This is a genomic window from Clostridium sp. HV4-5-A1G (genome assembly GCF_900184915.1).
In the GTDB taxonomy this organism is placed as follows: Bacteria; Bacillota; Clostridia; order Clostridiales; family Clostridiaceae; genus Clostridium_B; species Clostridium_B aromativorans.
On sequence record NZ_FXYI02000153.1, the window covers coordinates 1 to 8,922 of the forward strand.

At 33.7% G+C, this 8,922-nt stretch carries 9 protein-coding genes; 7 read left to right on the forward strand and 2 right to left on the reverse strand.

Annotation, left to right across the window (positions count from 1 at the left end; all coding sequences use genetic code 11):
- Window positions 1-227 precede the first annotated feature (227 nt).
- The 6 genes from J5G60_RS14175 to J5G60_RS14200 all read left to right on the forward strand — a co-directional run bounded on the left by J5G60_RS14175 (window position 228) and on the right by J5G60_RS14200 (window position 5,870).
- The gene (locus tag J5G60_RS14175) at window positions 228-1,553 is read left to right on the forward strand and encodes a purine-cytosine permease family protein (protein ID WP_150358538.1); all 1,326 of its coding nucleotides are present in this window, start codon (window positions 228-230) and stop codon (window positions 1,551-1,553) included.
- Between the two features lie 73 nt (window positions 1,554-1,626).
- Complete coding sequence (locus tag J5G60_RS14180) at window positions 1,627-2,364, forward strand: aspartate/glutamate racemase family protein (RefSeq protein WP_150358539.1); 738 nt, start codon at window positions 1,627-1,629, stop codon at window positions 2,362-2,364.
- 34 nt (window positions 2,365-2,398) lie between these two features.
- Window positions 2,399-2,935, forward strand: a complete 537-nt coding sequence (locus J5G60_RS14185; protein WP_150358540.1) for a nitroreductase family protein — start codon at window positions 2,399-2,401, stop codon at window positions 2,933-2,935.
- Complete coding sequence (locus tag J5G60_RS14190; RefSeq protein ID WP_150358541.1) at window positions 2,932-3,213, forward strand: DUF6092 family protein; 282 nt, start codon at window positions 2,932-2,934, stop codon at window positions 3,211-3,213. Before J5G60_RS14185 ends, J5G60_RS14190 begins: the two co-directional genes overlap by 4 nt.
- Before the next feature lie 4 nt (window positions 3,214-3,217).
- Window positions 3,218-4,318 (forward strand): DUF917 domain-containing protein, encoded by a 1,101-nt coding sequence (locus tag J5G60_RS14195; RefSeq protein WP_150358542.1) that lies wholly within the window; start codon window positions 3,218-3,220, stop codon window positions 4,316-4,318.
- Window position 4,319: 1 nt separating this feature from the next.
- Window positions 4,320-5,870 carry a hydantoinase/oxoprolinase N-terminal domain-containing protein gene (locus J5G60_RS14200; RefSeq protein WP_150358543.1) on the forward strand — a complete coding sequence of 517 codons (1,551 nt, stop codon included), beginning with the start codon at window positions 4,320-4,322 and terminating at the stop codon, window positions 5,868-5,870.
- A gap of 213 nt (window positions 5,871-6,083) precedes the next feature.
- Here J5G60_RS14200 and J5G60_RS14205 read toward each other — a convergent pair whose 3' ends face one another.
- Window positions 6,084-6,668: a helix-turn-helix domain-containing protein gene (locus J5G60_RS14205; protein ID WP_150358544.1), complete on the reverse strand. Its 585-nt coding sequence runs from the start codon at window positions 6,666-6,668 to the stop codon at window positions 6,084-6,086.
- Window positions 6,669-6,750: 82 nt separating this feature from the next.
- Here J5G60_RS14205 and J5G60_RS14210 point away from each other — a divergent pair, with 82 nt between their 5' ends.
- Window positions 6,751-7,506: a dipeptidase gene (locus tag J5G60_RS14210; protein ID WP_150358545.1), complete on the forward strand. Its 756-nt coding sequence runs from the start codon at window positions 6,751-6,753 to the stop codon at window positions 7,504-7,506.
- A gap of 15 nt (window positions 7,507-7,521) precedes the next feature.
- Here the strand turns inward: J5G60_RS14210 and J5G60_RS14215 are convergent, their stop codons facing one another.
- Entirely contained in the window at window positions 7,522-8,826 is a 1,305-nt protein-coding gene (locus J5G60_RS14215) for an alkaline phosphatase family protein (protein WP_150358546.1), read from the reverse strand.
- Between the last annotated feature and the right edge of the window lie 96 nt (window positions 8,827-8,922).

Here is an 8,922-nt window from a genome sequence, read left to right on the forward strand (position 1 = left end):
CGATTTCAATAATAAAATAATCATTAAATTGATATTTAATAACAAATTTGATTAAATTATTGACAAATTGATAAATAGCTTTATAATATAAATTAATACCATATTCACTGTGAGTTAATTAACTACAGGTTAAATTATTATAATTATAATACCACAAAAAAACTAATTTAGGCACAATGTTATAAGTAATCAAATATTGAAATTATTAAAACAGGAGGAGGACAAATATGAGTAACAGAGAAACTAAAGATGATTATTCTCTAGAGCGTGTTCCAAAAACTGCAAAACAAAATTTTTGGCAGGTAACTGTAGTCAGATTAGGGGGCTTTGCTTGTGTATCACAGTTAATGCTTGGTGCATCATTGGGATATGGCATGACATTTAACAAAGCACTATTGTCAGTTTTGCTTGGAAGTGTAATTTTACAAATAGTTGGCGTTGCATTGGGAATTATAGCTGCTAGAGAAGGATTGTCAACAAGCTTATTGTCAAAGTGGTCAGGTTTTGGGAATTTAGGCTCTACAATAGTTGGATTGATTATAGCTATAGGATGTATAGGATGGTTTGGAGTACAAAATTCTGTATGTGCGGAAGGAATGTTTAATGCTACTAAGATTTTTAATGCTCAAATATGGGCAATTATTACCGGCCTTTCAATTGTTGCCATAGTAGTTTATGGATTTAAAATGTTGAGTTATACTGCTAATATTGCGCTTCCGTTATTTTTACTGGCTGTAGGAATAGCAACAGTTAAAATGTTAAGCAACACAAATATATCAACACTTTTAACTTCAACGCAGCCTGGCCCTTCTATGTCACTTTCAGTTGGAACTACTATGGTGGCAGGTGGTTTTATTGTTGGAGCAGTTATGACCCCTGATATATGTCGATTCCTTTCAAATAGTAAACAAGTATTCTGGATGATACTAATTAGCACATTTGTTGGAGAACTTAGTATGTGCATGATTGCAGTTCTAATGGCTCATGTTGTTAAATCCAGTGACATAATGACAATAATGTATTCTTTATCTGGATGGTTAGGTGTTGCAATTGTAATTTTCTCAACTGTAAAAATAAATGATATAAATTTATACTCTTCAAGTTTGGGCTTGACTACTGTACTTAGCACCATATTTAAGAAAAAATTTAATAGAAGTACTATAACTGTAGTAATTGGCATATTTGGTACTTTGTTATCTGCCATTGGAATAATGAATTATTTTGTCGCCTATCTGACATTTTTAGGTGTATTTGTACCTCCAATTGCAGGAATTATGGTAGTGGATTACTTTATATTAAAAAGGGATAGAACTGTTTTGGATGAAGCGAGACAAAATGGAAATTTGCCTGATTCTTGTGAATCATGGAATCCAATAACAATAATATCATGGCTATGTGCATTTATGGTAGGGTATTTTGTTAAGCAGGGAATTTCATCCTTAAATTCTATCATCACAGCTGTGGTAACATACTATGTTTTAATGAAAATTTATGCTGCTTTCAAAGGCCAGACTAATGCTAAATTTGCTCAGACAGATAAGTATATTGGTTAAATATTGAAATATATGCCGCAAGTCAGTAATTCTGGTTTGAAATTAGTGAAACGAAAGGAATGATTATACAAATATGAAAATCAAATATATAAGTCCTATTACAGATGAAGATTTCGAAAAAAAATCTATTGCTGAAGCACAAGGCTTTGCATCTTCTAAAGTACAAATTGATGTTGAAAGGGTTCCCTATGGAACAGAGTCAATTGAATGCTCTTTTGATGAAGCATTAGCTGCGCCTGGTATTATTAAAGTTGGATTGGACGCCGCTAAACAAGGGTATGATGGTATATTTGTCAGTTGTATGGGAGATCCTGGATTGGATGCATTACGTGAGCTGGTTGATATTCCTGTAGTTGGTCCATGTAGAACATCTATGTTATGTGCTGCAGATCTTTCAACTAGGTTTTCAGTAATTACTGTTACAGATGGTGTTGTTCCCATTATTGAGAGAATAGCTTATGATGCAGGAGTTGCAGCAAAGCTTGCATCAGTTAAGGCTGTTAACATTCCAGTTTTAGAATTAGGTGAGAAAGATCGCCTAATACAATCTTTATTTAAATTGGCAATTGAAGCTATAGAAAAATATAATGCACAACTTTTAATACTGGGCTGTACCGGTATGATAGGGGTTAGTGAAAAGTTAATGGGGTTATTGCATGATAAAAGATATGATGTACCTGTAATATATCCAGTATCTGTGTCGGTTAGATATCTGGAATCTTTAGTATTGCTCGGCTTAAGTCATAGCAGAATGTCATATCCGAGATCTCCAAAAAAATCACGTAGTATATGGAATATCCTAAATAAATAGCAATATTCGGATAAAAATATCTAGGAGGGAAAATATGGCGGATAGTACATTATTAAATATTATGAAAAAAAGGAGAAGCATCAGAGCATTCTCCAAAAAGGCTATTGCCAGATCTGAAGTTATGAAATTGCTTGAAGGGGCTGTTACAGCTCCCTCTGGCAGTAACATTCAGTCATGGCTGTTTGGAATTATGGATGATATAAAACAATTAAATAAGATCTTTCCTTTTAGCCCGGGATTAATTGGAAAACCACCATGTATAATCGTAGTTTGTTCTAATAGAAAGCTAGCATATGATAGGGGAGGAAAATTGGGAAGTGATGAGATGGCAATAATGGATGTTTCTATGGCATCGGAAAATATTATTCTTCTAGCCACAGAGAGAGGATGGGGAACATGCCCAGTCAAGTCTTTTAATGGTGAGGCGGTTAGAAAAATATTAAAACTTCCTGATTATATATCACCAGACTTGATAATAAGTATTGGATATCCTCAAAATGAGCCTAAATCGCCTCCCAAAAAAAAGTTAGAAGATGTTGTTTTCTATAACAAGTGGGAGGAAAAAATATGAGTGAAAAGCTGATTCAATTACTTGCTTATATTGTTTCAAGTGCAGTTGGGTGTATAGATGAACCTAAAATATATGGCTCACTTAGACTTATTGATACGGCTCAAAAGATAATTGAACTATTTGATGAATTGGATCTTGTCAAGGATAAAAAATTAGTTGAAATAGCCAACATTATAAATAGAGAAAAATTGTTGTGTATGAGTGACAATACAGCATTTGAACAGATGCTTAATGATGTATCAAATAAATTAGTTCAATTGATAGATGAAAGGGAGTAAAGGTATGAGAAAAATAGGCGTCAAGGAAATTGAAGATATAGCGGCAGGAGCTGCAGTGTATGGTACAGGAGGCGGTGGAGACCCATATGTTGGTAAACTTATGGCTATCGATGCCATTAAGACTCATGGAGAAGTCACAATGCTTGATGTAGATGAAGTGCCAGATGATGCAATTGTTGTACCAACTAATATGATGGGAGCGCCAACTATTTTAATTGAGAAAATTCCTAATGGCAAAGAAGCCATAAATGCTTTTTCACTTTTAAAAGATTATCTTGGCAAAGAAATTTTTGCTACAATACCATTTGAGGCGGGGGGACTCAATTCTATGATACCTTTTGCAGTAGCAGCAACATTGGGAATGCCCATTGTGGATGGAGACGGGATGGGAAGGGCTTTTCCGGAAATTCAAATGGTAACTTTTAGCCTTGGCGGAGTAAAATCAACTCCTCTGGTAGTGTGTGATGAAAAGGGAAATGCCACAATGTTTAATACTGTAAGCAATAAGTGGAGTGAAACTTTAGCTAGGGCTGTAACTGTAGCATCGGGTGGATCGACAATGATGGCAAGCTACACTATGACTGGATCTCAAGTTAAAAAAACTTCAATTAGGGGAATTGTAACTAAAACTGAAGAAGTTGGACGTGCAATAAGAATAGCAAAAAATAAAAATACAAATCCTGTTGATGCAGTGCTTAAGGTAAGTGGAGGATTTGAATTATTCAAAGGCAAGGTATGTGACATATTGAGAAAAACAGACGGTGGATTTGTACGTGGAGAAAGTAAAATGACGGGCATCGACGAGTATAAGGGGAAATCCATTAAAATAGAGTTCCAAAATGAAAATTTAATAGTACAAACTAATGAGGGAGAAATACTGGCTACGGCTCCAGATCTTATTGTGGTACTTGATATTGAAACAGGACATGCTATAACAACAGAAACTCTTAGATATGGAAATAGAGGAATAGTAATTTGTATACCTTGCGATGAAAAATGGAGGACCAAAGATGGAATTAAGACTGTAGGGCCAAGATATTTTGGTTACGATGTAGACTATGTTCCTATTGAGCAGAGAATTAAAAGCAGAATGGGGGAATTTTAAAATGAAGTATAGAATTGGTATAGATGTTGGTGGAACTAATACAGATGCAGTAATTCTTGATGAAAATCTGACACCTGTGGTAAAAACAAAAACCCCAACTACTTTGGATGTAAGTTCAGGGATATATAAGGCACTTTTGGAAGTTTTGAAAATGAGTAGTGTACCGAGAGAAGATATAAAATATGCCATGCTTGGAACTACGCACTGTACCAATGCAATTGTCGAACGCAAAAGATTGAATAAGGTTGGTATCATAAGAATTGGATACCCTGCTACAACTGCAATAAAACCAATGACAGGATGGCCTGAGGAGCTTAAAGAAGCGATAGGTAACTTTAGCTACATAGTTAAAGGTGGATTTGAATTTAATGGAAATGAAATTTCAACACTTGATAAAAAATACTTGAGAAAAATAGCCAGTGAAATAAAGGGAAAAGTTAATTCTATAGAAATTACGTCTGTATTTTCACCTGTGTCAAATCAGCATGAAATTAAGGCAGCAGAAATTTTTAAAGAAGAAATGCCGGATGTACCAGTGTCACTGTCATCCGAAATAGGCAGTATAGGATTTTTAGAACGTGAAAATGCAAATATATTGAATGCATCATTAGTTGATGTGGCAAAAACTACAGTGAAAGGATTCATAAAAGCACTTAAAAATGAAAATATAGATTGTCAAGTTTATATTGGACAAAATGATGGTACACTTATGTCAGTAGATTATGCCATGAAATACCCTATATTTACTATTGCTTGTGGACCGACTAATAGTCTTAGGGGAGCTTCTTATCTTGCAAAACAAAAAAATGCACTAGTTGTTGATGTAGGAGGTACGACTACAGATATTGGCGTACTTGTAAATGGATTTCCAAGAGAATCTTCTACTGCAGTTGAAATAGGTGGTGTAAGGACAAATTTCCGTATGCCGGATCTTGTATCTATAGGTCTCGGTGGAGGAACTGTTATACGAAAAAGTGGTAATAAAGTTTCAATTGGACCTGATAGCGTTGGATATAAACTTACAGAAAAGGCCATGTGTTTCGGGGGAGATACACTTACTGCTTCGGATATAGCAACTTTACTTGGAGTGGCTAAAATAGGTCATGATAAAAAAATAAATGGTGTTCACTTAAATATGGCAGAAGAAGTATATAAAAGGATGATAATTATGGCAGAATCAGCAATTGATAGGATAAAAACAAATGCAAATGATATGAAGGTTGTATTGGTAGGAGGAGGAAGTGTACTTCTTCCAGATAAATTATCAGGGGCATCAGAAGTTATAAGACCTGATTATTTTGATGTGGCGAACGCCATTGGGGCAGCAATAGCTCAAATAAGTGGACAAGTTGAGAAAATATTTATATTGGATAAAATTGGACGTGAAGAGGCTATTAAGGAAGCCAAAAATATGGCGATTGAACAGGCAATTAAAGCAGGGGCTGATCCTGAATCTATAGAAATTGTAGATATTGATGACGTACCGCTGGCATATATTCCGGGAAATGCAACTAGAATAAGAGTAAAAGCAGCAGGAAATCTTCTGAAATAAATACAGGGGAATTCCGCAAATAATTTAAATTAATTTCCAGCAGCAATTATATGCAACTACAATCCAGTTACGTATAATTGTTGTAACTGGATTTACCCACGTGATTTCCTTTTATTTCCTGACAATGTGACGAGAGATTGCTGTATTGATATATTTTTTGTATGTGACAGTACAACAGGAGATACTATGTATTATTGGTATCGTTTAGCCTTTTTATAGAAAATAATCATTTTTTGTATAACTTAAATTAACAGATATTTCTTCTCCACAATTTAAAATATTATGAGGTGTATTTTTCTTTATTAATATACTGTCACCTTCTTCAAGTTCATATACAGAATCTCCTGCATAAACTTTTACTTTTCCTTTTAGTACAATAATACTTTCATCAGCCTTATGAGTAATCATTTTTTCAGAACTCCAGCAACCTAAATCTAATTTGTAATATAGCCCAATTATTTCAGGTTTAACTTTTGAATCCATTGAATTTGGCGTTAACAATTCATATTCTGCAGTGATTCCTGGTAATACTAGTTTATCTCTGCTATTTTTATGTATAACAACGCATCTATTATCAGTGCTATTTTCACTGGAATGTATATTGTTATCTTCCATAAAGAAAAATATTATAGGAACTTCAAGACATTCAGCAATTTTCCTTAAAGAATTAAGTGAGGGCTTTTTTAATCCTCTTTCTAATTGTGAAAGAAAGCTTGCTGTATATCCTGTCATTTGACACATATCAGCTAGTGTATATCCTTTTTTTAATCTAAGCTTTTTAAATATTTCCGGATTCAAAGCATAACTCCCCTTTTAATTAATATTTTACAGCTGCCCTTTTATAAGTGTATACTTTCCTATTAAAAAAATCAATAAACTTATGCTTTGTAAAAATTTTAATGATGTAATGAGTGCAATTAAAGATAAAAAATTAGGTATTATTTTATCTTTTGAGGGGGTAGAGCCTTTATACAATGATCTTGATCTTTTAAAAATTTTCTACAAACTCGGCGTAAGAGGGTTAGGACTTACCTGGAGTAGAAGAAATTATGCAGCAGATGGGTGTCACTATACAGACGTTCCTGAAGGCCGTAAAGGAGGTTTGACCGATTTTGGATTTAACCTTATAAAGGAAGCAGAAAAATTAGGGATGCTTATAGACGTAAGCCATTTGAATGATGAAGGATTTGATGATGTACTTAAATTTACAAAAAATCCATTTATCGCATCACATTCTAATAGTAGAGCTTTATCTAATATAAAAAGAAACCTTACAGATTTTCAAATAAAGGCGATTGCAAACAGAGGTGGCATAATATGTGTTAATGCATCCAGTATTATGGTAGCCGATAATGATGAAGATTCAAATGCTGAATATTTAGCAAAACACATTGATTATATTGTTAATTTGGCAGGGATAGATCATGTTGGTTTCGGATTTGATTTCTGCGATCGTTTTGAAGAAAGTGGACAAATATATAGCAACTCTAGAATATCATTTGATGTTATAAAAGGGCATGGAGAAGCAAATAAGGTATTAAAAATACTTTCAAATCGTGGTTACAACAGTAAAGATATTGAGAAAATAGGTTGTGAAAATTATCTTCGGGTGTTAGATAATGTCATAAATAAGTAGATTGACATCAACTTATTACTCCAATATTTCATTTATAATTCTTCCGTCTGCATCTTTTAACTCAATTCCAAGCAATTTTGCCATAGTTGGTCCTTCATCAACCAAATTCATATCATCTACAACTACACCTCTTTTTACTCCTCTGCCGCTTGCCATAAAGACGGTTGTATAGTCTTTTCTGTATGGCGAGTACCCGTGGGTGGCTCTTGTGATATTATGTGAGCTGCTCACATCTTCCGGTTTTATATATTTTATTATGTCTCCCACCGTGTCATCAAGAAAATAAAATCCCTTTTTTGCTTCAACCATAAAAGCACAATTTGGATCAGCGCCTAATTTCATTACAATATCTTTTTTGTATATTTCTTCGATACATTGATTTTCTTTATTGAAATTTTCTATAAGAGAATAGAGTTTGTCTATCAACAATTTATCGTCTTTGTTCTTTAAATATATATAGGCACAGCCATCACAATTTTTTGATATTGCCCTGTAGTTTTTAATTTTCCCTCTTTCGTCTACATCAATATATCCATTGTTTTTCAATAATACATTGAGTTCTATAATTTTATCCTCATCCATGCTGCTGTGATCACCTAAAATTATAATTGTGCTGTCGTTATACATATCATTTTCTTTCAAGGTTATAATTATTTCACCTAACCTTTTGTCATGCCTTAGAAGTGCGGCATTTGCTTCTTCAGAATAAAATCCACTGCAGTGGCGCATAGAATCCAAATCGGAATAGTGGACAAATGTTATATCAGATTTCTTGTTTTTTATAGTATATAGAAGTGATTCATGGGTAAAATTATCTAATTCAGGTTCCTTCATACCATCTCTCAAATAACCAAATTTCTGATTTAGTTGAAATTCAAATAAAGGGTTTCCATTCAATAAAGATACTATAGTTTGATTTTGCCAGGACCTATTGGGAAAAATCTCCGGCATGTTGTATTGTATTCTGGATTTTGCTGTGATAGGCCATAACAAGGCTGCTACTGTCATTCCCCTGTCTATTGCAAGATCATAAATTGTGTCTCCTTTTATATATTGTCTGTCCCAGTACCAGTCCGGTGATTTTCTATTAGGCTGTAATAAGGTATTGTTTACTATTCCGTGATTTTTGGGATACTTTCCCGTGACAATGCTGGCATGGGCAGGATATGTTAGGGAGGGGTAAACACTGTATACTTTTTTACAATAGGAAGCTTCGGCAAGAAATTTTTTAAAGTTAGGTAAAGAAGAGATGTATTTAAAATCTAAAGTGGCAAGTCCGTCAAAAGATATTATATATAAATATTTTGTAAGCTTTTCCATTTGAAATTTCCCCCTGATAATAGTGATTTTTAAATAATTACAACAATATTTTTAATATACCACTTGTAGATTATGATTATATTATAAGATTATTAA